Source organism: Paraburkholderia sp. BCC1876 (assembly GCF_902833695.1).
GTDB lineage: Bacteria > Pseudomonadota > Gammaproteobacteria > Burkholderiales > Burkholderiaceae > Paraburkholderia.
This window is the reverse complement of the sequence record NZ_CADFGI010000003.1, coordinates 325,006-350,753: the sequence shown is the minus strand read 5'-3', so window position 1 is coordinate 350,753 and position 25,748 is coordinate 325,006. Positions and strand designations below refer to the sequence as shown.

The window sequence follows — 25,748 nt, the reverse complement described above, 5'->3', positions numbered from 1 at the left end:
CTAAAAAAACCGAGGGCGATAACAATGAAAAAGATAGGTGTGTTGGGCGCGCTGGCGGTCGTGGCGCTCACGCAGGCGGGTTGTGCGACGCAGGTGTTGTCGGTGCCGCTGAATGCAGCCGGCGGTCAATCGGGCGGCGGCGACCCGGTCCATTTCCGCAAGCTGGTGGCGCCGGGTGCGGCCGCGGGTCAAACGGCCGAGAGCGTGCAGGTGTATTTCGGCCAGCAGGATCACCCGGCGGTGAAGACCCAGTTGGGCGATGTGTCGTACTCGGTGCGGATTGCCCGTCAGGTCAACACGCCGGATGGCGCGTGCCATGCGGCGCTCGCCGAAGCGGTGCGCAAGCTGCGTGCGGCGGCGCGCGAACGTAACGCGAACGCGGTGATCGACGTGCAGACGCGTTTTCATAGTACCGAGACCAACTCGTCGACGGATTTCACGTGCGGCGTGAGCAATAGCGCGGCGGCGGTCGCGGTGAAGGGGCAACTCGTCGTGCTGGACGCGAACTGAGTCGTTGAAGCAGGCTGGATTGAAATAGAACTCACATAGCAACAACAACCACCAAGGAGTCTCAATGAAACGCCATCTGATGTGTGCTGCACTGATCGCTTCGTTCGCCACGCTGAGCGCCACGCCGGCCTTCGCGCGCGATACGGTCGACAACTATCCGATCGACGCCGCCTTGCACAGCGAACCGGGCAAGGTCAGCGACGACATCGGCCTGTATTTCGCGGGTCAGCACCACGCGGCCGTTGTCAAATCGATGGGCGAATTCGCCACCAACAAGAAGACCAACGCGTTCGGCAAGAGCGACCTGGAGGCGTGCCAGCACGTGTTCCTGTCGGCGGTGATCGAATTGCAGGAACGCGCGCGCAAGGAAGGCGGCAACGCGGTGATCAACATCAAGAGCAACTACAAGAACGAACTGCGTGAAAGCGCGACCGAGTTCACGTGTGGTGCGGGTGCGGTGATCGCCGGTGTGGCATTGACGGGCGACGTGGTGACGTTGCGCAAGTAAAAGCAGGTGGTTGGAAGCGGCGCCTCGCGGCGCGGCGAAGCAGGAAGGCGGCGAGGTGGCAAGGCGAACGGCAATGCATGCCGCCGCCTTGCGCCGCTAAAGCAGAGAAGCAGAGAAGCAGAGAACCAGGGAACCAGGTTTGATTCGTGCTGGAACGGTGTTGACCTGACGAGCTTTAAAGCGAGCTTGGGTCGGCCTTGACCGCCGCGACATTGACCAGCGTCTCACGACGCTTGCCGGGCCGCGGATGAGACAGACCGATGCGTTCGAACAGACCGAAGTCTTTCGCGCGGCTCCACCACAGGTAAGGCAGCGAAACGTTGCGCGGGGTGAAGCTGAAGCCGCCACGGCGAATCATGTCGAGGTAGCCGTCGGCGCTCTTTTGCACGTGCATGGGATGACGGAACAGCAGTCGGATCACCCACGACTTGATGTACGCGTCGGTGGATTCGGCGAACAGCAGCACGCCGCCCGGTTTGAGCACGCGGCGGAACTCGGCGAGCGCGCGGTCCTGCTCGACGAGATGATGAAAGGTTTGATGGCAGAACACGATGTCGGTGCTTGCGTCAGGCAGCGGCAGTTTCGCGCAGTCGCCGTGCAGCACCTCGATATCGGCGCACTGGGCGCGGCACGCGTTGGCCGCGTTCGTGGCGAGCGCCAGCGACGCCTCGTGAAAGTCGACCCCGACAATGCGCCGCGGCCTGAACGCCTCGGCCAGCAGCCGGAACGAAATGCCTTGTCCGCAGCCGACGTCGACGATCACCGGCGCAGCCGGTAACGGTGTGTCGATCAGGCGTTTGAGGTCGTTGATCGCGACCCGCAGGACATGGTGTTCCCATGTGTGGGTACGCAGGAACCAGATCCCGAAGGCCGTTTCGGGCACGTACGGCACGCTGGATGTTTCGGATGGCGACACGCTGGGCTCCGCGGCGAAATTTTGTTTTTGCTGTGCCCCGGGCGCATTTCATGCGGGGCGTTTAGCAGGCAATTGTAACGAGAAGTAAGGATGCAGCGTAACGCTGCACATGGCAAGCAAACGATTTGAGGCAAACTTGACTACACACACGTCAGAGCGCACTAGCGTCGATGTCGCGATCATCGGCGCGGGTCCGGCGGGCGCGGTTGCAGCAGCGCTGCTGCGCAAAGCGGGTCGTTCCGTGCTGGTGCTGGAGCGCCAGCACTTTCCGCGTTTCTCGATCGGCGAGAGCCTGCTGCCGCAGAGCATGGCCTACCTCGAAGAAGCCGGCATGCTGCAGGCCGTGGTCGAAGCCGGCTTCCAGTACAAGAACGGCGCGCATTTCATTCACCGCGACAAGTCGTCGGCGTTTGACTTCCGCGACAAGCATTCGCCGGGTTGGGGCACGACCTATCAGGTCGAACGCGCGGTGTTCGACGACATTCTGATTCGCTGCGCGGCGCAGCAGGGCGCCGACGTGCGTTTCGGTCACGCGGTGCGCGCGGTTCACACCGGCGCGAGGCCATTGGTCGACGTGATCGACGAGGCGGATCGCGCGTATCAGATCGAAGCGCGTTTCGTGCTGGACGCGAGTGGTTTCGGCCGCGTGCTGCCGCGCCTGCTGAACCTCGAAGCGCCGACCCGCATGCCGACCCGCGCCGCGATCTTCACGCACGTGCAGGACGGCATTCCGGCCGGCGTCACCGATCGCAACAAGATCTGCGTGGCGACCCATCCGGAGCGCCGAGACGTGTGGTTCTGGATGATTCCGCTGGCGGGCGGGCGCTCGTCAGTGGGCTGCGTGGCCGAGGCGAGTTTCCTTGAGGTGCCGGAAGCGGAGCGCGACGCGAAGCTGCGTGAGTTGATCCAGCAGGAGCCGACGTTCAACCGGCTGATCGGCAACGCGCCGTTCCTGATGCCGGTGCGGCATATCGGTGGTTATGCGGCGAACGTGGAGCGCTTGCATGGGCCGGGTTACGCGTTGCTCGGCAATGCGGGCGAGTTTCTCGATCCGGTGTTCTCGTCCGGTGTGACGATCGCGTTGCGCTCCGCGCATCTCGCGGTTGAGACCTTGAACCGGCAACTGGACGGCGAAGAGATTGACTGGTCCGCCGCTTACGACGTGCCGTTGCGCAAGGGGATCGATACGTTCCGCGCGTTTGTCGAGCGCTGGTATACGGGCGCGTTGCAGGACATCATTTTCTATCCGGAACAGGCGCCGTCGATCCGGCGGATGATCGCCGCGGTGCTGGCGGGCTATGCGTGGGACGAGTCGAATCCGTATGTCGCCGATCCGGTGCGGCGGCTTAACGCGTTGCATGAGATTTGCACCATGCGTTGAGCGGGTCGTCGTCACTGTCGCCACGGCCGCCACGGTATGAGCCAAAGAGAAACGGCGCTTCGAATCGAAGCGCCGTTTTTTCATTCCGCTGCGTGACGATTGTTATGCCACGCTCAAATCACGCTCAAGCCGCGATTCTCGCCGTACGCGGTGCATGCACCCGCACGTCGTCGCGACGATGCACGCGCTTGCCTGCCGCATACGTTTCATAGATCGCGCGATCGTCGCCGAGCAGCGCGAACGCGAACAGCAACTCTTCCAGCGATTCGGTGCGCGCGGTGCGGCGTGCGAGCAGCGGCGTCGCTTGCGGATCGAGCACGACGAAGTCCGCTTCCGACTTCGGCTTCAACGTGCCGACCTTATCCGCGAGGTCGAGCGCTTCGGCGGCGCCGGCGGTCGCCAGATAGAACATGCGTGTCGCGGTCAGATGATGGCCCGTGAGACGCGCCACCTTGTGCGCCTCGTTCATGGTCTGCAGCATCGAGAACGACGTGCCGCCGCCGACGTCGGTAGCCAGCGCGATCGGCATACCCGCTGCGTCGGCCTTGTCGAAGTCGAACAGGCCGCTGCCGAGGAACAGATTCGACGTCGGGCAGTGCGACGCGACCGCGCCGGTTTGCGCCATGCGCTTGCGGTCTTCCTCGTCGAGGTAGATGCAATGGCCGTACACCGCGCGGCGGCGCAGCAGACCGTAGTGATCGTAGATGTCCAGATAACTGCGGTGGCCCGGGAACAGATCGGCGACCCACTTCACTTCGTCGGTGTTTTCCGCGACGTGGCTCTGAATGAAAATGTCCGGATGCTCTTTGGCCAGCACGCCGCACGCTTCGAGTTGCGCTTCGGTCGACGTCGGCGCGAAACGCGGCGTGAGCGCGTACATCTGGCGGCCACGGTTGTGCCAGCGGCCGATCAATTCGGCGCTGTCGTCATAGCCCGATTGCGGCGTGTCCTGCAGGAACTCGGGGCAATGGCGGTCCATCAGCACCTTGCCGGCCACCATCCGCAGATTGCGCGCTTCGCTTTCGGTGAAGAGCGCATCGGCCGATTCCTTGTGGACCGTGCAATACACCAGCGCGGTGGTGGTGCCGCAAGCCAGCAGTTCTTCGACGAAAAAGCTCGCCGTGTCTTGCGCATACGCCGGATCGCTGAAGCGGCGTTCGGTCGGGAACGTGTACGTGTCGAGCCACGGTAACAGACCCGGCGCTGGCGAGGCGATCATGTCGGTCTGCGGATAGTGGATGTGCGTGTCGATGAAGCCCGGCACGATCAGCTTGTCGCGCATGTCCTGCACCTGGGTGCCGGGCGCGAGTTGCGACGCGAGCGCCGCATACGCGCCGGCCGCGACCACATGACCGTCTTCGACGATCAGCAAGCCGTCCTCGTTGAAGACCGCCGCATTGGGCGATTGCGCGGGATCGCCGTTGAAGGTCAGCAGTTGTGCGCGGAATGCGGATTGGCCTGCTTTAGCCGGGTTGGCCGAATGAGTCATGGAAAAACCGTCTCCGATTGTGGGAAGCTGAACAGCTCGGCGACGGTGTTTTGCCTGCGCTCTCTGGAGAGCGTGCGCCGCCGCCGGCTGCTATACGTCGGCCCGTCAGTGCGGGCCGTCTGGGTGCCAGTGCGCGTCGAGCTTCGCGATCAGTTCGCTGCGTTGCTCGGGCGTGACGAACGACGCTTCGAAGCTGTTGCGGATGATCGTGTAGACCTCGGCATCGTTGAGCTTCAACGCGTCGATAGTGGCGAAATAATTGGCGTTCACGTAACCGCCGAAATAAGCGGGATCGTCGGAATTCACCGTCACGGCGACGCCGCGATCCAGCAGGTCCTTTAGCGTGTGTTTGGTCAGATCGTCGAACACGCACAGCTTCAGGTTCGACAGCGGACACACGGTCAACGCCACGCGCGAATCGGCCAGACGCGCAACGAGCGCCGGATCTTCGATACTGCGCACGCCGTGATCGACGCGGTCCACTTTCAGCAGATCGAGCGCTTCGTAGATATACGACGGCGGGCCTTCTTCACCCGCATGCGCGACCAGTTTCAGACCGAGCGCGCGCGCCTTCGCGAACACGCGTTCGAACTTCGAGGGCGGATGGCCGCGCTCCGACGAATCGAGCCCCACGCCGATCAGGCGATGCTTGTACTGCTCGAACAGCGGCCGCGCTTCTTCGAAGGTGGCGAGCGCATCTTCTTCCGACAGATGACGCAGGAAACACAGAATCAGCTTGCTGGTCATGCCGCGCTTTTCAGCGTCGGCGAGCGCGCGTTCAATGCCGGCGACGGCCGTCGCGATCGGCACGCCGCGTTCGGTGTGCGTCTGCGGGTCGAAGAAAATTTCGCTGTGAATCACGTTGTCGGCGAGGCAGCGTTCCACATACGCCGTCGTCATGTCGTAGAAATCCTGCTCGTGCAGCAGCACGCTCGCGCCGGCGTAATAGATGTCGAGGAACGATTGCAGATCGGTGAACGCGTACGCGGCGCGCAATGCGTCGATCGAGTCGTACGCGAGCTTCACGCCGTTGCGCTCGGCGAGCGCGAAAATCAGCTCGGGTTCGAGCGAGCCTTCAATATGAATGTGCAACTCGGCCTTCGGTGCCCGCGCGGTTTTGTCGGCGAGCGTCGTGGGGGTAGCGGTCGTTGTAGTCATGGTCGGTCAGGGGTGGTGTTGGAGTCGGTTCGCACTGGATGCTGTCGCCTTATCTGAGGGCTGTCGGACAAGGCGCCTTGCGTCAAACCGTATGCGTCGCGTGATGCAGGCCTGCGTTCGCCTCGACGGCTTGCAACACCTGCGCCGCCGCCGAGATCGCGATGATTTCCGGCGACTTGTCGACGATACCGTCCACGCCGAGCGGGCATTTCATTCGCCCGATCAGCGCCGGGTCGAGGCCGCGCGCGGCGAGCCGGTGTTCGAACTGCTTGCGCTTGCTATGCGAGCCGATCATGCCGAAGAACGCGAAATCGCCACGCCGCAGAATCCGCTCGGCCAGTTCCAGATCGAGCGCGTGGTTATGCGTCATCACGATGAAGTACGTGTTCGGCAAAGCCTGGTCGATGGCTTCGTCGGGGGCGTCGTTCGGATCGATTTTCACGTTGGCCGCGTGCAGCAATTCGGCCGGTGGAAACTGCGCGTCGCGCTCGTCCACCCAGCGCACCGCGCAGGGCAGCGTGGCTAGCACGCGAACCAGCGCCGCGCCCACGTGACCGGCGCCGAACAGCACGACCGAAAAGTCGCCTGGCGCGATGGTCTCGGTGAGCAGCGCGCCGCTGTCGTCGAAGCCGGCGCCGTCCCACAGCAGGCAGTCGGCGGCGTCGACACCCGGCTCGGGGTCGGACAGCATCACCGCATCCGGTGCGGGGCCGAATGATACGCTACGCACCGTCGATTGGCCCGCGGCCACGCGTTTCGCGAGCGACGTAATCCAGCCGAGATCGCCGATATCGAGCCGCTCGAACGCGAGAATCACCGCACCGCCGCAGCACTGGCCGAGGCTTGGGCCGAGCGCGAAACGCTCCAGCCGGCGCATGTGCGGCGAGCGCATGCCGTCGCGCAAGACCTGGCGCGCGGTCTCGATCGCTTTCCATTCGAGGTGGCCGCCGCCAATCGTGTGTTTCGCCGATTCGCGCGTGACGATCATCTTGGTGCCGGCCTCGCGGGGCGCCGACCCTTCGACGCGCGCGACCGTCACCAGCACGGCGGCGTCGCCGTGCGCGAGCAGTTGTTGCAGGTCAGGTAGCCAGGCTTGCATCCGGCGGTTCTCCATACAGGGCCGCGCGGGGTGTCCGTGCGGCCGGTTGAGTGTGGTCCGACGCGTTCGTGTCGCGTGGGGCCGTGGTTCGGGTGGTTCGGTTCATGCGCTTCGATTCAGGTTCTTCACATCACGTCGCTCGATTCGGCGGGTTGCGTGTCGCTTGCCGCATGTAAGGCGTCCAGCGCGTCGAGAATCGCCTCGGGCGTGGCCGGCGCGCGTAAGGGCGGCGCTTGCTGCGCGTTCGGCACGGCGGCCGCGATCGCGTCGCGAATCGCCAGAAACACCGAGAAAGGCAGCAACAGCGGCGGCTCGCCGACCGCCTTCGAGTGGAACACGGTCGGCTCGGCGTTGCGGTTCTGATAGAGCTGCACGTGGAACGCCGCTGGCGTGTCGCTCACCGCCGGAATCTTGTACGTGGACGGCGCATGGGTCATCAGACGGCCGTCGCGGTTCCACCATAGTTCTTCGGTGGTGAGCCAGCCCATGCCCTGAATGAAGCCGCCTTCCACCTGGCCGATGTCGATCGCCGGATTGATCGACTGGCCGGCGTCGTGCAGCACGTCCGCGCGCACCAGTTTCCATTCGCCAGTCAGCGTGTCGATCACGACTTCCGACACCGCCGCGCCGTACGCAAAGTAATAAAACGGGTGACCGGTCAGCGTTTTCGCGTCCCAATGCACCTTCGGCGTGGTGTAGAAACCGTCCGACCACAACTGCACGCGCGCCAGATACGCGGCGCTCACCAGTTGTTCGAACGGCATCGCGCCGCCGTTCACCGACACCTCGCCGTTGGCGAAGCGCACGTCGTTCGCGTGGCCGCCGAGTTGCTTCGCTGCAAGTTCGGCGAGCCGCGCGCGGATGGTGTGCGCGGCGGCTTCGGCGGCTTTGCCGTTCAGATCGCTACCGGTCGATGCCGCGGTCGCCGAGGTGTTGGCGATCTTCGACGTGTCGGTTGCCGTGACCCGCACGCGCGTGAGCGGCAACCCCAATGCATTGGCGACGACCTGCGCGACCTTCGTGTTGAGCCCCTGGCCCATCTCGGTGCCGCCGTGATTGACCAGCGCCGAACCGTCTTTGTACACATGCACCAGCGCGCCGGCCTGATTCAGAAACGGCACGTTGAACGAAATGCCGAACTTCACCGGCGAGAACGACAGACCGCGTTTGAGCACCGGGCTCGTTGCGTTGAAGGCCGCGATTTCCGCGCGGCGCGCGCGATAGTCGCTGGTGTCGAGCAGTTCGTCGGTCAGCGGCGCGATCACGTTGTCTTCGACACGCTGCCCGTACGGCGTCGTATCGCGCTCGCCGATCCCATAGTAATTGGCGACGCGCACGTCGAGCGGATCGCGCTTCAACTGACGCGCGATGCTGTCGATCATCACCTCCATCACGAGCGCGCCTTGCGGGCCGCCGAAGCCGCGAAACGCGGTGTTCGATTGCGTGTTGGTCTTGCAGCACAGCGCGACGATATCGACGTCGGACAGGTAGTACGCGTTATCGAAATGGCACACGGCGCGCGTCGCGACGGCGCCGGAGAGGTCGGCAGAATAGCCCGCGCGCAAAGCGATTTCGACGCGCGCGCCGAGAATGCGGCCGTTGTCGTCGAAGCCGGCTTCGTATGCGTAGATCGCGTCGTGGCGCTTGCCGGTGATCATGAAATCGTCGTCACGATCGGCGCGCAGTTTGACCGGACGGCGCAGCAGTTTCGCCGCCAGCGACGCCACGCACGCGAACACCGCCGATTGCGATTCCTTGCCGCCGAAGCCGCCGCCCATGCGCCGGCATTCGCACACCACGCTATGCGCCGGCCAGTCGAGCATATGCGCGACTACCTGCTGCATTTCGCTCGGATGCTGCGTCGAACTGTAGACCAGCATGCCGTCCATTTCTTTCGGCACGGCGTACGCGATCTGGCCTTCGAGATAAAACTGTTCCTGGCCGCCGACCTCGAACGTGGCGGCGATCCGGTGCGGCGCGGCGGCGATTTTCGCGGCCGGCTCGCCGCGCTTCAGATGCAGCGGCGGCAGCACGTATTGTTGCCGCGCCTTGGCTTCGGCGGGCGTGAGGATCGCTTCGAGCGGTTCGTAGCGGATCACGTCGTCGCTCTTCGCGAGCGCGGCGGCGCGGCGCGCGAGGTCGTGGCTTTCGGCGATCACGGCGAAGACCGGCTGGCCGAGATACAGCACTTCGTCGACGGCGAGAATCGGGTCGTCGTGCAGCACCGGGCCGCAATTGTTTTCGCCGGGGATATCTTCCGCGGTGAGCACGGCGATCACGCCGGGCGCGTTTCTGACCGCGTCCAGATCCATCGAGACGATCCGCGCGTGCGCGTGGCGCGACAGGCCAAGCGCGGCGTGCAGCGTGCCGTGCAGTTCGGCGACGTCGTCGGTGTAGGTGGCTTCGCCGCTGACGTGCAGCGCCGCGGATTCGTGCGGCAGCGAGACGCCGATTGCCGTGTCGTGGTCGAGCGCGGCGACGTGCCGGGCGGCCGGATTCGCGGCGTGCCTTGCAGCCTGATTCACGATCGGTTTCACGGCCTGATCGACGAAAGCATCGGTGCGGTTCATCACGACGGCTCCTTCGCCACGAGGGCGTCCGGTGCGCCGGTCTCGAATGCGAACGCATTCACGTCGCACAGCGCGAGCGGCGCGTCGTCGCGCGTTTCGAGGTGGAAGCGCCACAGCACGTTGCGCGCCACCTTCAGCCGGTAAGCGCTCGACGCGCGCATGTCGCTAAGCGGCTGGTAATCGGCGACGAGCGCGTTCATGGCTTGCCGCGCGGTGCTTTCGTTCCATGTCGCGCCGCTCAGCACGGCTTCGGTTTGCGCGGCGCGCTTCGGCGTCGCCGCCATGCCGCCGAATGCGATACGGGCTTGCCGGATCGTGCCGGTTTCGTCGATCTGCAAGGCAAAGGCCGCGCACACCGCCGAGATGTCCTGATCGTAGCGTTTCGACACTTTGTAAGTGCGAAAGCGCAGCGTGCCCGCCGGCCGCGGTACGCGCAGCGCCGCGACGAATTCGCCCGCTGCCAGCGCGGTTTTCTGGTAGCCGAGGTAGAACGCGTCGAGCGGCAGCGTGCGGGTTTTCGGGCCGTGACGCAGCACGACTTCGGCGTCGAGCGCGAGCAGCGCCGGCATCGAATCGCCGATCGGCGACCCGTTCGCGACATTGCCGCCGAGCGTGCCGGCGTTGCGTATCGGCAGCGACGCGAAGCGGGTCCACAGTTCGGCGAGTTCGGGGTAATCGACGGCGAGCGCGGCGTACGCGTCTTCGAGCGTGACGGCGGCGCCGATGGTCAGCATTTGTGCGTCGCGCTCGATCGTCTTCAATTCGGCGACGTTGCCGATGTAGAGAATGTCGCCGAGATCGCGGAACTGCTTGGTGACCCACAGGCCGACGTCGGTGCTGCCGGCCAGCAGGCGCGCCTGCGGATGCTCGGCACGCAGACGGGCGAAGGCGTCGAGCGAAACCGGCGCGTGGAAGGCGGGTGAGCCGAACCCGGCGCCGCGCGCGTCGGCGGCGCGGTATTCGAAGGTGTCGCGGCGTTGCAGCGCGCGCAGTTGCTCCGCGATGGCCTGACGGTCCAGCGTCACGCGCGGGTATTGCGGGTAATCGAACATTTTCTGCGACGCGTCGACGATCGGCCGGTAGCCGGTGCAGCGGCACAGATTGCCGGACAGCGCGGCGTTGATCTCATCGCGGGTGGGCAGGCCGGCGGCGGCCGGCTGGTTTTCGTACAGCGCCCACATCGACATCACGAAGCCGGGCGTGCAGAAACCGCATTGGGAGCCGTGGCAATCCACCATGGCTTGCTGGACGGGGTGCAGCGTGCCGTCGGCGGCGCGCAGGTCTTCGACGGTGAAGAGGGCGCGGCCGTCGAGCGTGGGCAGGAACTGGATGCAGGCGTTGACCGCTTTCAGCGCCAGTTCGCCGTGCGCGTCCAGTTCGCCGATCACGACCGTGCAGGCGCCGCAGTCGCCTTCCGCGCAGCCTTCCTTGGTGCCCGTGCAACGCAGATCCTCGCGCAGGTGCTGAAGCACGGTGCGCGTCGCCGGAACGTCCACGACTTCACGGACGGACCCCTGGTGATAAAAGCGGATGGTTTGCGATGTCATGGCGAATCCAGAAGACAGTGCGGACCGGGCGCGCGTTACGCATGGGGTCGCGCCAAAGCCGGCCTCGCGCACGTAGATCGCCATCCAGGTCCGAATTTAGCACTACCCAGTCTCAAAAATATTTCCCATGGCGCATGACGCTTATTCGGATGCGGTCATGAATAAGTACGATTCGCGCCGCGCCGGGAAGTTGCGTGACGGTGAAAATGGCGCAAAGCCAGATGGGGCGGGGTGCGGCGGGGATTTGTCGCGAATGCGTGCGGGTACGGCGCGGGAGGGAGTGCGAACGCAATTGGCGCAAAAAAACGCCGGAGTTCGCGCCGCCGCGAACGGCGGCCGGCACGCCGGCGCTATTTCAATACCGCAGGTGGTTCAGGCGAACCGGCGGCGATTCTTCATCAGCGTCAACGCCAGCGGGATGAACGCCACCACGAAGGCGGCCAGCGACCACATGGGCAGCGTCAGGCCCAGAATCGGCGGATAGGCCGTTTCGCACAGCCCGGCGACCTTGAACACGCCCGGCAGCCAATGTGCGGGCGGCAGGCTGTCGACCACCGGCTGCAACGCATCGAAACCGCAGCTAAAGCCCGGATTCGCCTGCACGTAGACGTGGCGCGCGGCCGTCAATGCGCCGGCCAGCGCCGACAAAGCCGCCATCACTTCCAGCAGCCGGACACCGCGCCAGCTATTAAAACGCGCGCCGAGGAACGCGAAAATCGCGATCAACAGGAAGAAATAGCGCTGGATGATGCACAACGGGCATGGGTCTTCGTGCAGGAAGTATTGCAAATACAGCGCGCCGGCCACGAGGGCGACGCAGATCAGGCCAAGCAGAACCAGCAGGGAGCGCTCGCGGCGCAGCATCGCAGTGTCGTTATTCATGGATTATGTGGCTGTCTTGGAAACGGAAAGGGCGGGTGCCCGCGATTCTAGCGCGAACCCCCGCCCCGCCGCTTATCGCGGTATTACGGCACGTTTGCGGGCGGGGAACGCGGCGATTCGCCGCATTTCCGGCGCGCTTGCGGCTGTATGAATGCGCTCCCGCCCCGCCTTCGCCTTCCCGCCGCCTTCACCCACTCAACGAATCGCGTTCAGCACCGCCTCCGCGGCCCGGCCGATGGCGAGTAACGCGTCGTCGGCATGCGGCGCGCCGGCCAGCATCAGCCCGACCGGCGCGTCGCCGCGCAGATGGCAGGGCAACGACAGCGCGCACGAATCCAGGAAGTTGAACACGCTCGGATTGCGCAGGATCAACGCATTGGTGCGGCCGAACGCGTCGTCGTCGTTCACCAGGTCGGCCACGCGCGGCGGCAGCACCGGCACGGTCGGCGCGACCACCGCGTCGAAACGCTGCCACAGCGTGCGCGCGGCTTCGTTCAGCAGCGCCTGGCGCTCGGCCAGCAGGTCCAGATAGTCGACGGCGCTGGCCGGTTGGCCTTTGAGAATGCGTACCAGCACGCGCGGGTCGTATTGCTCGCGGTGCTTCTCCAGCAACGGACGGTGCCACGCGTACGCTTCGATCGGCGAAAAGCCGAAGCGGTTGATCTCCGGCAGACGGTCGAGCGGCGCGAAGCGCACTTCGGTGACGATTGCGCCGGCCGCTTCCAGATGCTTGAGCGCCGTGTCGATCGCGGCGGCAACGGCTGGTTCGACGCCGTCGGTGACGAAATTGGTCAGCACGCCAAGGCGCACGCCTTCGAGCGGCCGGGCGGCCGGAATGCGCGGCTCGAGGCCGGCCAGCATGCGGTCCACCAGCGCGCAGCAGGCGACCGAGACGCCGATCGGGCCGAATGAATCGAGCGTCGACGACAGCGGCACGCCGCCTTGCCTGGGAATCCGGTCGGCGGTCGGTTTGAAGCCGGTCAGCCCGCACAGCGCCGCCGGAATGCGAATCGAGCCGCCGGTGTCGGTGCCGAGCGCGATTGCCGCCATGCCGTCCGCGACCGAGGCCGCCGCGCCCGACGACGAACCGCCCGAAATCCGCTCGTCGCCCTTCACGCCGCGCTGATAAGGCGACAGCGGGTTGCCGTAGTGCGGGTTCAGGCCGAGTCCGGAGAACGCGAACTCGCTCATGTTGGTGCGCCCGACCAGCACGGCGCCCGCCCGCTTCAGGCGCGCGACCGCCACCGCATCCGCTTTGGCGGCGGGCGCGTCGGCGAGCACGACGGAGCCGGCGCGGGTCGGCTGGCCTTCGATATCGAACAGGTCCTTGACCGACACCGGAATCCCGGCGAGCGGCGAGAGGACCGTGCCGGCGGCGCGCAGGCGGTCGTGCGCGTCGGCGGCGGCGCGGGCGTTGTCCGCGTCGACATGCATGAAGACGGCCGCGCCCTGGCCGGCCGGATCGGCGATCCGTTCAAGCGCGGTTTCGACCAGCGCGCGGCTGGTGGTGCGGCCGGCGGCGAGATCGGCGGCGAGCTGGGCAAGCGGCGGGAAGGGCGTGAAGGCAGTGGCCATGATGGGTATGAATCCGGTTGAACCGGGCAAGCCGGTTGAGTTCGATTGAGAGCGCGCCGTTCAGGGCGTTCGGTCGAGGGCGCTCACATCCGGTTGAACAGCGTCGCGCGGAACGCCTCGATATGCTTCTGCACCGACTCGCGCGCGCCTTCGGCGTCGCGTTCGCGCAGCAGACGGAACAGCTCGAGATGCTCCTCATGGACGTCTTCCAGATGATGCGGCTCGGACAGCGAAATGAACCAGAAGCGCAGCGACCGCTCATGCAGGCCGCGCAGAATATCGGCCAGCACCGGGTTGCGCGACGCGGCCGAAATCGCCAGATGGAATTCGCGGTCGATATCCATCATGCCTTCAATGTCGTGCGCGGCGACGCACACCGACGAGCGCTCCAGCAGCGCCTGCATCGCGTCGTAATCGTGCTGCTGCGCGTGGCGCGCGGCCAGCTCGACGCAGTAGCTTTCGTTCACGAGCCGCACGTCGATGATCGCGAGCACGTCGTCGAGCGAAACCGGCCGGACCATGATGCCTTTGCGCGGCATGATGGTCAGCATGCCTTCGTGCACCAGCCGATGCAGCGCCTGATGCACCGGCGTGCGGCCGATGCCGGTCAGCGCCATCAGCTCCGCTTCGTTGAGCACCTCGCTCGGCCGCAAACGCATCGTGATGATCTCGCGTTTGACGAACGCATAGGCCTGTTCGGCGAGGCTCGCGGCAGCGGTCTCGCGGGTGGGTCGGGAAGGGCGGGCAGTCTGCAAAAGCGTCATGTGTGGAACTGGCGGGCGATGTCGTCCGCATTGTAGAGCAAGGTTTTGCGCGGGCGGCGCGGCCAGGGCGGGTGAGCGCCGCATGCCGCGCTGCTTGGCGTGCCGGGCCGCGCATGCGCGCGTCCGCAAACAACGCGCACGTACGCAAACACAAACATCAAAGTCGCAAACGCATCAGGCGTTGCCCGGCACGGCCGTCGCCGCGTGTTGCACCTTCACGCGCGGCATCATCAGCGTCACCAGCCCGCCGACGATCAACGCCCCCGCGATCAGCACCAGCCCAAGCGTCACGCTATGCGTCGCGTCCTTGACGATGCCGAGCACATACGGACTCACATAGCCCGCCAGATTCGCGATCGAGTTGATCACCGCGATCCCGGCGACGGCCGCCGAGCCTTGCAGGAAAGTCGTCGACATCGACCAGAAGATGCCGAAGCCCGCGAGAATCCCGACATACGCAATCGACAAACCGGTCACGGCGAGCGGAATCGAGTTCGTGACCGACGCGCTGCCCAGCAATCCCGCCGCGCCGATAAAACAGCACACCGCGTAATGCCAGCGCCGTTCGCCGGTGATATCCGACGAGCGCCCGATCAGAATCATGCCGATGCCCGCCGCCAGATAAGGAATCGCGGTGACGAAGCCATTGGTGACGAGGTTCGTCACGCCGAGATCCTTGACGATCTGCGGTAGCCAGAACGAGAAACCCGCGTTGCCGGTGACGAGGCAGAAGTAGATCAGCGTCAGCAGCCAGAAGCGGCCCGAGCGCAACGCCACTGCGAGGCTATGCTCGGCGCCGGCCGCCGCGGCCGCGTTGTTTTCGCGCGCGAGGCGCTGCAGGATCACGCGCTTTTCGTCGTCGGTCAGCCACGCGGCTTCGGCCGGCGTGTTGCGCAACACGGCGAGCGCCCAGAAACCGGCGAGGATCGACGGAATACCTTCGATCAGAAACATCCACTGCCAGCCGCGCAAACCGTGCGTTTCATGCAGCGCCGACATCAGAAAGCCCGACAACGGCGCACCGATAATGCCGGCCACCGGAATCGCCGCCATGAACACGGCGACCATCCGCGCGCGCCGGTCGGACGGAAACCAGAACGTCAGATAAAGCACTACGCCCGGCACCAGACCCGCTTCGGCGACGCCGAGGAAAAAGCGCAGCACGTAGAACATGGTTTCGCTGTGCACGAACATCATCAGGCACGACAGCAGGCCCCACAGCATCGTGATACGGGCGATCGTGGCGCGCGCGCCGAACTTCTTCAGCAGCAGATTGCTCGGCACCTCAAACACGAAATAGCCGAAGAAAAAGATCCCCGCGCCGAGTCCGTACGCCGCGTTCGTGAGGCCCAGGTCGCCGGTGAACTGCAGTTTCGCGTAACCGATGTTGACGCGGTCCAGATACGACAGCACATAGACCAGAAACAGGAACGGCATGATGCGCCACGTGATCTTGCGCAGGGCGGCGGCTTCGAGCCACGCGTCGGAAGACGCGTCGGCGCTGACGGAGTGCGAAGGGGAGCTCATGGGTGCCTCATTCGACGATAGGTAGCGCGCGCACGCGATAAGCGTGGCGCAGCGTGCGGTTCAGGATCGGGTCGTGCAATTCGAGTTCGAGCGCGTCGCCGTCGAGCATGCCGACGATGCCGCCCTGTACCGCCAGCGTGCCGCAGTACATCGCCGCACCGGCCGCGAGCGGCGCGCGCGTGAGCAGATCGGCGGCCGGCAGCAGCGACGCGACGCTGCCTTGCTGATAGACGCGCCGCTCACCGTTCGTCACGGCGTAGGCGCGCAATTCCAGTTGGTCCCAGTGACCGGCGACGTCGTCGAAACGCCAGGCGTCGCGGGCGAGCGGCTTCGGGCATACCTGTTTGGACACCGTGACGCCGTAGGCCTCGACCTCGCGGTCGGTGTGGTCGGAGCCGACCGTGACGAGCAGGCCCGCTTTGCCATTCACCAGCACGCATTCGGCCTCGCCGCTGGACCTCACGCCGACCACGTCGATCTGCTCGGCCTGCGTCAGCAGTTCCGCGCCGAGACGATAGAAACACGGCGTGGTGGACGGCCGTTTCACGCCGAGTTCGGCCAGTTCGGCGATGTGATGCTCGATCGCGGCCTGATCGCGCCCGGCCCAGCCGGCAATCGTCAGACGGTTCACTTCGACGATCTCGGCGCGGCTCGCGCCGCTACGGTCTACAACGTTGAAAGACACCTGCTGCATCACGCGACTCCCGTAAAAATATGCTTCAAATATTATTGTGATATTTCACAGGTGTCCAGCGTTTCAAAAACATTCCGGTTTGCGTGTCGCATCGAATCGTTCCATGACCCGGCAAGCCCGTTCCGTGCGGATGTTCCGGCCGACAGGCGTGTCGCGATCCTTTGTTACACTGCGTTTTTGAGACATTACTTTCTGTAAGGATCGCGTTCATGCACCATGGCATCGGCTTCATTCAGGACCTGGCGGTCGTGATGGCGCTCGCCGGCGTCGTCACCGTGCTGTTCCATCGCCTGAAGCAGCCGGTGGTGCTCGGTTACATCGCGGCGGGCGTGATCATCGGACCGTACACGCCGCCGTTCCAGCTGATTCACGACGAGCAGACCATTCAGACGCTAGGCGAACTCGGCGTGGTGTTCCTGATGTTTTCGCTCGGCCTCGAATTCAGTCTGCGCAAGCTCTTCAAGGTCGGCGCGACGGCGATCGTCGCGGCGCTGTCCGAAATCGTGCTGATGCTGTGGATCGGCTATGAGATCGGCAGCGCGTTCGGCTGGAGTTCGATGGACTCGCTGTTCCTCGGCGCGATCCTGGCGATCTCGTCGACCACCATCATCGTCAAGGCGCTCTCGGAGTTGGGGCTCAAGCGCGAGAGCTTCGCGCAACTGGTGTTCGGGATTCTGATCGTCGAGGACATTCTCGCCATCGCGATGCTCGTGCTGCTGTCGGGCATCGCGCAGACCGGGCAGTTGAGTGCGGGCGTCGCGATGGTCACGCTTGGCAAGCTGCTGCTGTTCATGACGGTGTCGCTGGTGGTGGGCATTCTGGTGGTGCCTCGTGCGCTGAACTACGTGGCTCGCGCGAAAAGCGACGAGATGCTGCTAGTGTCGGTGCTCGGTTTCTGTTTCGGCTTCTGTCTGCTGGTGGTCAAGCTCGATTACAGCATCGCGCTCGGCGCGTTCCTGATTGGCGCGATCATGGCGGAGTCGCGTCATCTGCATCGCATCGAGCATCTGATTGCGCCGCTGCGCGACGCGTTTTCGGCAATCTTCTTCGTGACGATCGGCTTGATGCTGAACCCGGCCGTGCTGGTCGACTATGCGTGGCCGATCGCGGTGATCACGGTGGCGGTGATCGTCGGCAAGATCGTGTCGTGCGGGCTCGGGACTTTTCTGGCCGGCAAGGACGGCCGCACGGCGATGCGGGTCGGCATGACCGTCTCGCAGATCGGCGAGTTCTCGTTCATCATCGCGTCGCTCGGCTTGACGCTGAAGGTGACGAGCGCGTTTCTGTATCCGATCGCGGTGGCGGTGTCGGCGTTGACCACGTTGTTCACGCCGTATCTGATCAAGGCCGCGGACCCGCTGACGCAGCGCCTCGGCCAGGCGATGCCACGCACGCTCGTCAATGGGTTCGGCCTCTATGGACAGTGGTTGCGCAGCCTGAGCACCGGGAGCGGTGAACCGACGCTGTTCAGCATGACGCGACGGATCATTCTGCAAATCGCGGTGAATCTCGCGCTGGTCGCCGCCATTTTTCTGACGGTGTCGTATAGCGCGCCATACACCAGCGCGTGGCTCGCGCATTGGCTGGCTGCCGAGCCGTTGCAGCGCGTGGTGCTGTGGAGCATCGCGCTGATCGTGTCGTTGCCGTTTCTGGTGGCCGTCTACCGGAAGACCAAATCGCTCGCGTTGCTGCTCGCCGAAGTCAGCGTTCAACCGGCGACGGCGGGGCGCTTTACGCGCGCGATCCGTTACGCGATTTCCGACCTGGTGCCGGTGGTGTCCATGGTTGGGGTGTTTTTACTGCTGGCCGCGCTGTCGGGCGGGATATTGCCGCCTACGGGCTTGCTCACCGCCGTGTTGATCTGCGCGGCGCTGCTGCTGGCGCTCGTCTGGCGCTGGTGCGTGAAGATCCACGCGGCGATGCAGATCGCGTTGCGCGAAACTTTCGATGAACAGCCGGATCCCTGATCAGGTCCGTCGAGATTGTGTCGTCTGAAACAACAATGTGAGCAATTGTGTGCGGGTTTGCGGGGCTTGGCTCGCTAGCGGATAATCAGGGCATATTCATTCGTTCGCGTGAAAGGCGCCTGTCTGACTGTCATGAGCGAAAACAAACCTGAAAACGCCGGTCAGCCCGGCAGTCCTCCGTCGCCTTCGGCGTCGCCCGCGCCGTCTGGCGCAAGTCCTTCTGGTGCAATTGCCGGGTCTGGTGCGGGTTCTGGCGCACCCTCTGGTGCGAGTTCCGGCGCAGGTTCTGGCACGGTGACGGGCGCGCCCTCCGGTGCGTCTTTCAAGCCCGCCGAGCCGCCGCCCGATCCGGCGACCTCGTTGCCCCTCTCACACGAAGATTCCATCCAGTCGCCGATCAAGGACGTGAAAACGCCGTCCGCTGCGTCGGAGGCTGCGGCCGGGGAAGCCGCCGTCAGATCGTCCACCGACGACCCCGACAGCGCCTCCGCCGTGACGCCGGCCGATCCGCAAGCCGCCCGGCAGCGCGATGCCGCCGAGGCGCGCAGTTCCGCTGCGGCATCGACGGCGAAGCAGGAGGCGGCGGTTCATGACAAAGCGGCACACGACGCCCGCGCCCACGCTAAGCCTGCCGAAACATCAGCCGAAACACCTGCCGCGCCTAAACACGAGACGACGCTGTCGAGCAGCGAGCCGCTTGCCGGCGAAGTGACGTCCTCAGTGGAAGCGGATAGCGTCGCCGCCGTACCGGAAGCGGCCGCCGCCTCCGCCGCGCGGCCGGCCGGCGCACCGCCGCCCGGTTTCGGCGCAGCGCCGGATTTTTCCGCGTCCAATCCGCCGCCGCCCAACGCGTTGCCGCCGTCGCCGCCGCGCTATCTGAAGCAGAACGATTCGGCGTGGACGGTGTTCGGCCGCATCATCGCGGCGCGCGCTCGTCAGTTGTTCGATCGCGCGGGGCAACGGATCACGCAGCGCACGCTGCGCATCGGCGTGTCGGCGCGGATCTTCCACCCGGAACCGGGTGCGAAGGGGCTGCGCGGCAAGACGCTGCAGTACCTCGAGGAATCGATCGCGCACTGGGTCATGTCGCGCGACGTGCTGGTGTTCATGATTCCGACGGTCGGCCATCAGGGCATGCTGCATCCGAGCAATATCCGTTTGCGCGACTATGCCAAGCATCTCGACGGCCTGTTGCTGCAAGGCGGCGCGGATGTCTCGCCGCAGTCGTACGCGGAAAACGCGACCAGCCACGAGTGGCCGGGCGATCGCGTGCGCGATATGTACGAGCTCGAATTGCTGCATGAATTTATCGAGTCGGGTAAGCCGGTGCTCGGCGTATGCCGCGGATGCCAGCTGATCAACGTGGCGTTCGGCGGCACGCTGTATCAGGACATCGCCACCGACGTGCCCACCGCCGGCGCGCACGTCAACGAGAACTACGATCAGCATCGGCACGGCATTCACTTTCCGGACGGGTCGACGCTGGCCAATATGTTCCCGGGTCGGCGCGATGCGATCGTCAACTCGATCCACCATCAGGCGGTCAAGACGCTGGGGCGTGACCTCAATATCGAAGCGGTGTCGGCGTCCGACGGCATCATCGAGGCGGTGCGTTACCGTCGTGCGCCTTTTGTGATGGGGGTGCAATGGCATCCGGAGTTTCATCGCGCGGGCGGGCCGGAATTGCTGGATTGCACGCCGTTGCTGGATACGTTCCTGCGGGTGGCGCGCGAAACGCGCTTTTAAGCGGGTGGGAGCGCCAGGTCTGCGTCTCGGTGGCGCGGCCTGGCGCTCCGCAAGGTTTGCTGTTTTCCAAAGCGTTTTCAGTTCGTCGTGTTTGTCTCTCGACAATCGTGGCTTGCACTTCACGCTCGGGCAATCCGGCTACTGGCGCACCGCCAGTTTTCGCCTGATTCACCTGAATCCCATGCAGATTCGGATTCGTCCGCACATGAGGCGGATCGTCGTGTTTTCGCGCAATCCCACCGTGTTTATTCCGCAATAAGCCCGCTCCATTCGGCGGAATTATTCGCGATCTATTTGTCTCAATTTAAAGTCCCATTTCGGGACACGTGAGTGCTTCGCTTGACGGCTGATCCGCGCGATAATCGTCGGCTGTTTTGAATTCGCATGGAGCACGTTATGAAGTACCCCTTAACTGTATGGCGCGCCATGTTGCTCGCAATCTCGTGCGTGCTGTTGCAGCAAAGTGGTTTCGTGCTGGCGGCGCAAGACGGCGAGGCCGCCCCCTTGGCCGGCGCGCGGCCGGCCATGAACGCCCTGACCGCGCAGCCGGTCGGCAACGCGCCGGGCGTCGCGGCATCGGGCATCTCAACTACGGCGACCCCTGTCGCCGAATCGCAGGGCAACGTCGCCGAATTGATGCAAATGATCCACGGCGCAAAGTTGAACGAACTGCGCACCACGTATAACGGCAGCTACGGCGCGAGTCTGTTTTTCTATCCGCAGGAAATGACGTATTACGTCGCGTTGTTTCAGGACAAACATTTCTGGCGCGTCATCAAGTCCGAAGACGCGGCGCGCGCGGAATTGATCTATGCGGACTTCGTTCTGCAAACGGCGCAACTCGCGGAGGTCGAAATTCGTCGCACGCAGTTGCTGGCGCAGAAGGTTTATATCGAAGACATCATTGCGTTGTCGGAAGACCGCGCGAAACGTCTGCAGGCCGATCTCGACGTAGCGCGTGCGCAGCAGGCCAGGGTCAACGACTACCAGCGGCAAACGCAGAGCGAAGCGGCCGCGTTGCGTTTGGAGAGGGAGAAAGCGCAGGCGCAACTGCGTCGGGTGCAGGGTGAGGTACTGCAACTGCAGCGGCAAACCGAATCGGGATTGCCGCTGCAGAAGTAAGCGTGAGACTGAAAAAAACCCGACCGATTATCGGCCGGGTTTTTTTATGACGCCGGTCCCGGTAGCCATGATCGGCTTACGTCAAGCACTGATCCGCCAAGGTCGGAGCGACGCGCGGACCCGCCGAAGCCGTTTATTTTTTCAATCGGTACACATAGCGCAGCGCGGTGATATCCATACCGCCCATGTGATCCGGTTCCGCGCCCACGAACTGCCAGCCTTGCCGTTCGTAGAAACCGATTGCAGGCGTATTGCCTTCGAGCACATACAGATACAACTGCGCCTCGCCTTGCGCGCGAGTCCAATCCTCGGCGGCGCGCATCAGCAGCTTGCCGACTCCGATGCCCTGATAGCCCGGCAACGCATGCAGGTTGTCGAGCAGCACGCCCCACGCCGATTCCGGCTGACGTTCCGCGCAGACAAAACCAATCGGCTCGCCGTCGAGTTCAGCGATCCGGACGACGCGGCGCTCGCCGCCCGGCGCGCTCAGACGCGCTTCCCAATACGCCGCGCGTTCACGCGTGACTTCGCCGTCGAGGAAGGCGTCGGGCAGCAAACCGCGATAGGTGGCTTGCCAACTGGCGGCATGGATCGAAGCAATCAGAGCGGCATCAGCGAGAGTCGCGGGGCGCAGCGAGAGAGTGCGGTTGGCTTGCATCGGGGTGGCGATCAGCGCGAAGTGGCGGGACGCAAATTCTATCGGGACGACGGCTGTCGTCGGTGGCCGGCGGGGTCTGTAATGATTCTGTATGCATTACGCGACAACGCCAACAACGGTAACATTACGTGGCATGGGCTCGGCCTGTTTCACGATGTTTACCCTGATATCAGCCGAGTGCTTTCAGCATGAAAATGCAGCGCCCCCGGCGCGTTCCTGCTGCCTTGCAGCGGCAACCGCCTGACCGAAGCCAGTGGATCGTTTCAACTGCCTGATCGCCGCCACAACCGAGGGCGACGGGCTTTCCAGAGAATGTCATGTCTACAGCGACACACGCCACTTCCTCATCCCAGGAATCGAAAGTCAAGACAGTGTTCCGCGTCGTCAGCGGCAACTTTCTTGAGATGTACGACTTCATGGTCTACGGCTATTACGCGTCGGCCATTGCCAAGACCTACTTCCCGAGCGGTAACGAATTCGCGTCGCTGATGCTGTCGCTGTCGGTGTTCGGCGCCGGCTTCCTGATGCGTCCGCTCGGCGCGATCGTGCTCGGCGCGTACATCGACCATCACGGCCGTCGCAAAGGCCTGATCCTCACGCTCGGCTTGATGGCGCTCGGCACGCTCACGGTGGCGGCGATTCCAGGCTACGCGACGATCGGCGTACTCGCGCCGGCGCTCGTGCTGTTGGGCCGCCTGTTGCAGGGCTTCTCCGCCGGTGTCGAACTGGGCGGCGTGTCCGTGTATCTGTCGGAGATCGCGACCAAGGGCAACAAGGGCTTCTACTGCGCGTGGCAGTCGGGCAGCCAGCAGGTTGCGGTGGTGTTCGCGGCGCTGATCGGCGTGGTCCTGAACAAAGTATTGCCGGCTGACCAGATGGGCGCCTGGGGCTGGCGCGTGCCGTTCCTGATCGGCTGCCTGATCGTGCCGTTCCTGTTCCTGATCCGCCGTTCGCTGCAGGAAACCGAGGAATTCATGGCGCGCAAGCATCGTCCGAGCATGGGCGAGATCGTGAAGACCATGGCCGCCAACTGGGGCATCGTACTCGGCGGCATGGGCATGGTGATCATGACCACGGTGTCGTTCTACATGATCACGGCTTACACGCCGACCTTCGGCAAGGTCGTGCTGAAACTGTCGTCGATTGATACGCTGGTGGTGACCGTCTGTATCGGTCTGTCGAATCTGGTCTGGCTGCCGCTCGCGGGCGCCTTGTCGGATCGGATCGGCCGCCGTCCGGTGCTGCTGGTTTTCACGATTCTCACCATCATTACCGCGTATCCGGCGTTGCAATGGCTGGTCGCCGAACCGTCGTTCGCGCGCTTGCTGGCCGTCGAGTTGTGGCTGTCGTTCCTGTACGGCAGCTATAACGGCGCGATGGTGGTGGCGCTGACCGAAGTGATGCCGGTCGAAGTGCGCACCGCCGGTTTTTCGCTGGCGTACAGCCTCGCTACGACGATCGGCGGCTTCACGCCGGCTATCTCGACGATGCTGATTCACACCACGAGCAACAAGGCGGCGCCGGGACTGTTCCTCGGCGCGGCGGCGATCTGCGGGCTGGTCGCGACCCTGGTGCTGTATCGCACGCCGGAATCGCGCAATCAGTATCGAGCGGCCTGACGCTCGTCGTCCGCCGTTCGGCGGGACAAATAAAAAACCCCGCGCTCTGAAAAAGCGCGGGGTTTTTGTTTGGGCAAACGGGAAGCGGAACCGCTTTCCCAATGTCGATAAACAAGCGCCGGCTAACCGTGGCGCAACTCGTTCGCCACCGCTTCGACGACCTCATGCCACGCGCCCGGCTGCGGCTGACGCACGAGCGTCGCGCCCGGATACCAGGGGCTGCGCGCGTCGCCGGTAAACCAGCGCCAATCCGCCGCGAACGGCAGCATCAGCCACAACGGTTTGCGTAGCGCGCCGGCCAGGTGAGCAATGGACGTATCGATCGACACCACCGCGTCGAGCCGTTCGATGATCGCGGCCGTATCCGCGAAATCGCCGATCCGTTTATCGAAGCGATGAATCGACCCCGCGCGCGGATGCGTGTCGAGCGCCGCGCGTTCGTCCGCGCTCAGCTCGGGTTGCAGCACGATCCAGTCGATGCCGTCGAGCGCGAACAGCGGATCGAGCGCGGCGAGCGGCATGGAGCGGGTTTCGTTGGGCTGGATGCGCCCCGTCCACGCAATGCCGATCTTGCGTTTCGCCTGGCCGCCGAGCGAACCACGCCATTTGCGGCCGTAGGCGGCCGGCACGTCGAGGTAGGGCGTGCGTGCCGGAATGCTGTCGTAAGTCGTACCGAGCGCGAGCGGCAAGCTGAGCAGCGGGCAGTGCAGATCGGCGGCCGGGCGCGGCGTGCCCTGGGCGATCAGCGTCACGCGCCAGGCTTGCGCTACGGGCGCCAGCAGCGCCAGCAGCGCAGGCTGCACTTCGAGCACCACGCGCGCGGCGCGTTGCGCGGCGAGCGGCACGAAGCGCGCGAACTGCAGCGTGTCGCCGAAACCTTGTTCGGCGTGAATCAGCAGCGTGCGTTGATCGATCGGTTCGCCGTGCCAGCGCGGCAGCGTCTGAATTGCCGGCTCCGCCATGGTTTGCAGCCGCCATTCGTACTCCGGCAGTCCGCGTGCGAAATCGCGCAGCGCGAGCCACGCCAGCGCGCGGTTCATATGTGCAGACGCGAGGTCGGGACGCTGGCGCAAGGCCTGATCGAACGCGCGCACCGCGGGCGCATGCGCGCCCAGCGCGAGGTGCGCGTTGCCGAGACTGAGCCACGCCAGCGCGAATTGCGGGTCAAGACCGACCGAGCGTTCGAGATACGGCAACGCCTGCGCGGGACGGCCCAACGCCGCCAACGCATTGCCCATGCCGAAGATGGCCGGCGGCAGGTTCGGCTGCAAGCGCAGCGCCGCTTCGAACGATTTGACCGCTTCGGCGTGGCGGCCGGTAGCGTCGAAGGTATTGGCGAGATTGAAGTACGCGGCGACGAAGCGCGGTTCGGCGGCCAGCGCTTTCTGGAAGCAGGGAATCGCTTCGTCCGCGCGGTCGAGCGCGTTCAGCGACATGCCCATGTTGTTCAACGCGCCGGCGTGGCCGGGGCGCAGTTGGAGCGCGCGCGTGAACGACGCGATCGCTTCCGTGTGCTGGCCGAGCGCGTGCCGCGCGTTGCCCAGATTGTTGTGCGACGACGCGTCGTCCGGTTGCAGACGCAACGATTTTTCGAAGGCGTCGGCGGCGTCTTCATGACGGCCCTGCGACGCGTACGCGTTGCCGAGGTTGTAGTGCGCCATCGGGAACGACGGCGCGAGCGTCAGTGCGTTGCGAAACTGTTCGATGGCGTTGTCGATCTGGCCCAGCGCCTTCAGCGCGTTGCCCAGGTTCAGTTGCAGCGCGGCGTCTTCCGGGCGCAGTTTCACCGCGCGCCGTACGAGCTCGGCGGCTTCGGCGTGCTGGCCCTGCTGATGGCGCAGGACGCCCAGCAGGTGCAACGCATCGACGTGCGTGGGATTGCCCTGGAGCGTTGCGCGATAGTCGCGTTCGGCGTCGTCGAGGCGGCCGTCACGATGCGCCGCGAAAGCGCGGTCAAATACAGGTTGCATGACGGGGGATGGTGAGGCAGAGGCCGCATTTTCCCACACTCGACGC

Annotated in this window: 21 protein-coding genes; 8 read left to right on the top strand and 13 right to left on the bottom strand. The window is 64.7% G+C overall.

From position 1 onward, the window contains the following. Window positions 1-24: 24 nt before the first annotated feature. Complete coding sequence (locus HWY05_RS13330; protein ID WP_035547678.1) at window positions 25-510, top strand: hypothetical protein; 486 nt, start codon at window positions 25-27, stop codon at window positions 508-510. A 64-nt stretch (window positions 511-574) separates the two neighbouring features. Next, the gene (locus HWY05_RS13325; protein ID WP_035547676.1) at window positions 575-1,018 is read left to right on the top strand and encodes an excinuclease ABC subunit A; all 444 of its coding nucleotides are present in this window, start codon (window positions 575-577) and stop codon (window positions 1,016-1,018) included. 175 nt (window positions 1,019-1,193) lie between these two features. Here the strand turns inward: HWY05_RS13325 and HWY05_RS13320 are convergent, their stop codons facing one another. Next, a complete protein-coding gene (locus HWY05_RS13320; protein ID WP_176058652.1) occupies window positions 1,194-1,934 on the bottom strand; it encodes a class I SAM-dependent methyltransferase in 741 nt (246 codons plus the stop codon). Window positions 1,935-2,070: 136 nt separating this feature from the next. Between HWY05_RS13320 and HWY05_RS13315 the strand changes: the two genes are divergently transcribed. Then, complete coding sequence (locus HWY05_RS13315; protein ID WP_176058651.1) at window positions 2,071-3,315, top strand: NAD(P)/FAD-dependent oxidoreductase; 1,245 nt, start codon at window positions 2,071-2,073, stop codon at window positions 3,313-3,315. Between the two features lie 124 nt (window positions 3,316-3,439). Here the strand turns inward: HWY05_RS13315 and guaD are convergent, their stop codons facing one another. The 10 genes from guaD to HWY05_RS13265 form a co-directional block, all read right to left on the bottom strand. Then, window positions 3,440-4,804, bottom strand: a complete 1,365-nt coding sequence (gene guaD, locus HWY05_RS13310; protein WP_035547672.1) for a guanine deaminase — start codon at window positions 4,802-4,804, stop codon at window positions 3,440-3,442. 105 nt (window positions 4,805-4,909) lie between these two features. After that, window positions 4,910-5,962 (bottom strand): adenosine deaminase, encoded by a 1,053-nt coding sequence (locus HWY05_RS13305; RefSeq protein WP_035547668.1) that lies wholly within the window; start codon window positions 5,960-5,962, stop codon window positions 4,910-4,912. 82 nt (window positions 5,963-6,044) lie between these two features. After that, on the bottom strand, window positions 6,045-7,061 hold the full coding sequence (gene xdhC / locus HWY05_RS13300) for a xanthine dehydrogenase accessory protein XdhC (protein WP_176058650.1): 1,017 nt from the start codon (window positions 7,059-7,061) through the stop codon (window positions 6,045-6,047). Between the two features lie 125 nt (window positions 7,062-7,186). Further along, entirely contained in the window at window positions 7,187-9,631 is a 2,445-nt protein-coding gene (xdhB, locus tag HWY05_RS13295; protein WP_176058649.1) for a xanthine dehydrogenase molybdopterin binding subunit, read from the bottom strand. Continuing rightward, window positions 9,631-11,178, bottom strand: coding sequence for a xanthine dehydrogenase small subunit (gene xdhA / locus HWY05_RS13290; RefSeq protein ID WP_176058648.1), 1,548 nt, complete (start codon window positions 11,176-11,178; stop codon window positions 9,631-9,633). Before xdhA ends, xdhB begins: the two co-directional genes overlap by 1 nt. Window positions 11,179-11,550: 372 nt before the next feature. Next, complete coding sequence (locus HWY05_RS13285; RefSeq protein WP_176058647.1) at window positions 11,551-12,060, bottom strand: disulfide bond formation protein B; 510 nt, start codon at window positions 12,058-12,060, stop codon at window positions 11,551-11,553. 195 nt (window positions 12,061-12,255) lie between these two features. Then, window positions 12,256-13,635 (bottom strand): amidase, encoded by a 1,380-nt coding sequence (locus tag HWY05_RS13280; protein WP_176058646.1) that lies wholly within the window; start codon window positions 13,633-13,635, stop codon window positions 12,256-12,258. A gap of 83 nt (window positions 13,636-13,718) precedes the next feature. After that, entirely contained in the window at window positions 13,719-14,399 is a 681-nt protein-coding gene (locus HWY05_RS13275) for a GntR family transcriptional regulator (RefSeq protein ID WP_035547652.1), read from the bottom strand. Between the two features lie 174 nt (window positions 14,400-14,573). Then, window positions 14,574-15,926, bottom strand: coding sequence for an MFS transporter (locus HWY05_RS13270; RefSeq protein ID WP_176058645.1), 1,353 nt, complete (start codon window positions 15,924-15,926; stop codon window positions 14,574-14,576). A gap of 7 nt (window positions 15,927-15,933) precedes the next feature. Further along, a complete protein-coding gene (locus HWY05_RS13265) occupies window positions 15,934-16,620 on the bottom strand; it encodes a DUF2848 domain-containing protein (protein WP_176058644.1) in 687 nt (228 codons plus the stop codon). Between the two features lie 209 nt (window positions 16,621-16,829). Between HWY05_RS13265 and HWY05_RS13260 the strand changes: the two genes are divergently transcribed. The 4 genes from HWY05_RS13260 (at window position 16,830) to HWY05_RS13245 (ending at window position 21,455) form a co-directional block, all read left to right on the top strand. Next, window positions 16,830-18,587 (top strand): cation:proton antiporter, encoded by a 1,758-nt coding sequence (locus HWY05_RS13260; RefSeq protein ID WP_035547643.1) that lies wholly within the window; start codon window positions 16,830-16,832, stop codon window positions 18,585-18,587. 132 nt (window positions 18,588-18,719) lie between these two features. Continuing rightward, window positions 18,720-20,333 carry a type 1 glutamine amidotransferase gene (locus HWY05_RS13255; RefSeq protein WP_035547640.1) on the top strand — a complete coding sequence of 538 codons (1,614 nt, stop codon included), beginning with the start codon at window positions 18,720-18,722 and terminating at the stop codon, window positions 20,331-20,333. Window positions 20,334-20,424: 91 nt separating this feature from the next. Then, window positions 20,425-20,592: a hypothetical protein gene (locus HWY05_RS13250; RefSeq protein WP_176058643.1), complete on the top strand. Its 168-nt coding sequence runs from the start codon at window positions 20,425-20,427 to the stop codon at window positions 20,590-20,592. Window positions 20,593-20,729: 137 nt separating this feature from the next. Next, entirely contained in the window at window positions 20,730-21,455 is a 726-nt protein-coding gene (locus HWY05_RS13245; RefSeq protein WP_176058642.1) for a DUF2968 domain-containing protein, read from the top strand. Window positions 21,456-21,588: 133 nt separating this feature from the next. Here the strand turns inward: HWY05_RS13245 and HWY05_RS13240 are convergent, their stop codons facing one another. Continuing rightward, window positions 21,589-22,113: a GNAT family N-acetyltransferase gene (locus tag HWY05_RS13240; RefSeq protein ID WP_035547634.1), complete on the bottom strand. Its 525-nt coding sequence runs from the start codon at window positions 22,111-22,113 to the stop codon at window positions 21,589-21,591. A 317-nt stretch (window positions 22,114-22,430) separates the two neighbouring features. Between HWY05_RS13240 and HWY05_RS13235 the strand changes: the two genes are divergently transcribed. Then, window positions 22,431-23,732 carry an MFS transporter gene (locus HWY05_RS13235; RefSeq protein WP_035547631.1) on the top strand — a complete coding sequence of 434 codons (1,302 nt, stop codon included), beginning with the start codon at window positions 22,431-22,433 and terminating at the stop codon, window positions 23,730-23,732. A 122-nt stretch (window positions 23,733-23,854) separates the two neighbouring features. Here HWY05_RS13235 and HWY05_RS13230 read toward each other — a convergent pair whose 3' ends face one another. After that, on the bottom strand, window positions 23,855-25,702 hold the full coding sequence (locus HWY05_RS13230; RefSeq protein ID WP_176058641.1) for a tetratricopeptide repeat protein: 1,848 nt from the start codon (window positions 25,700-25,702) through the stop codon (window positions 23,855-23,857). Window positions 25,703-25,748: the final 46 nt, after the last annotated feature.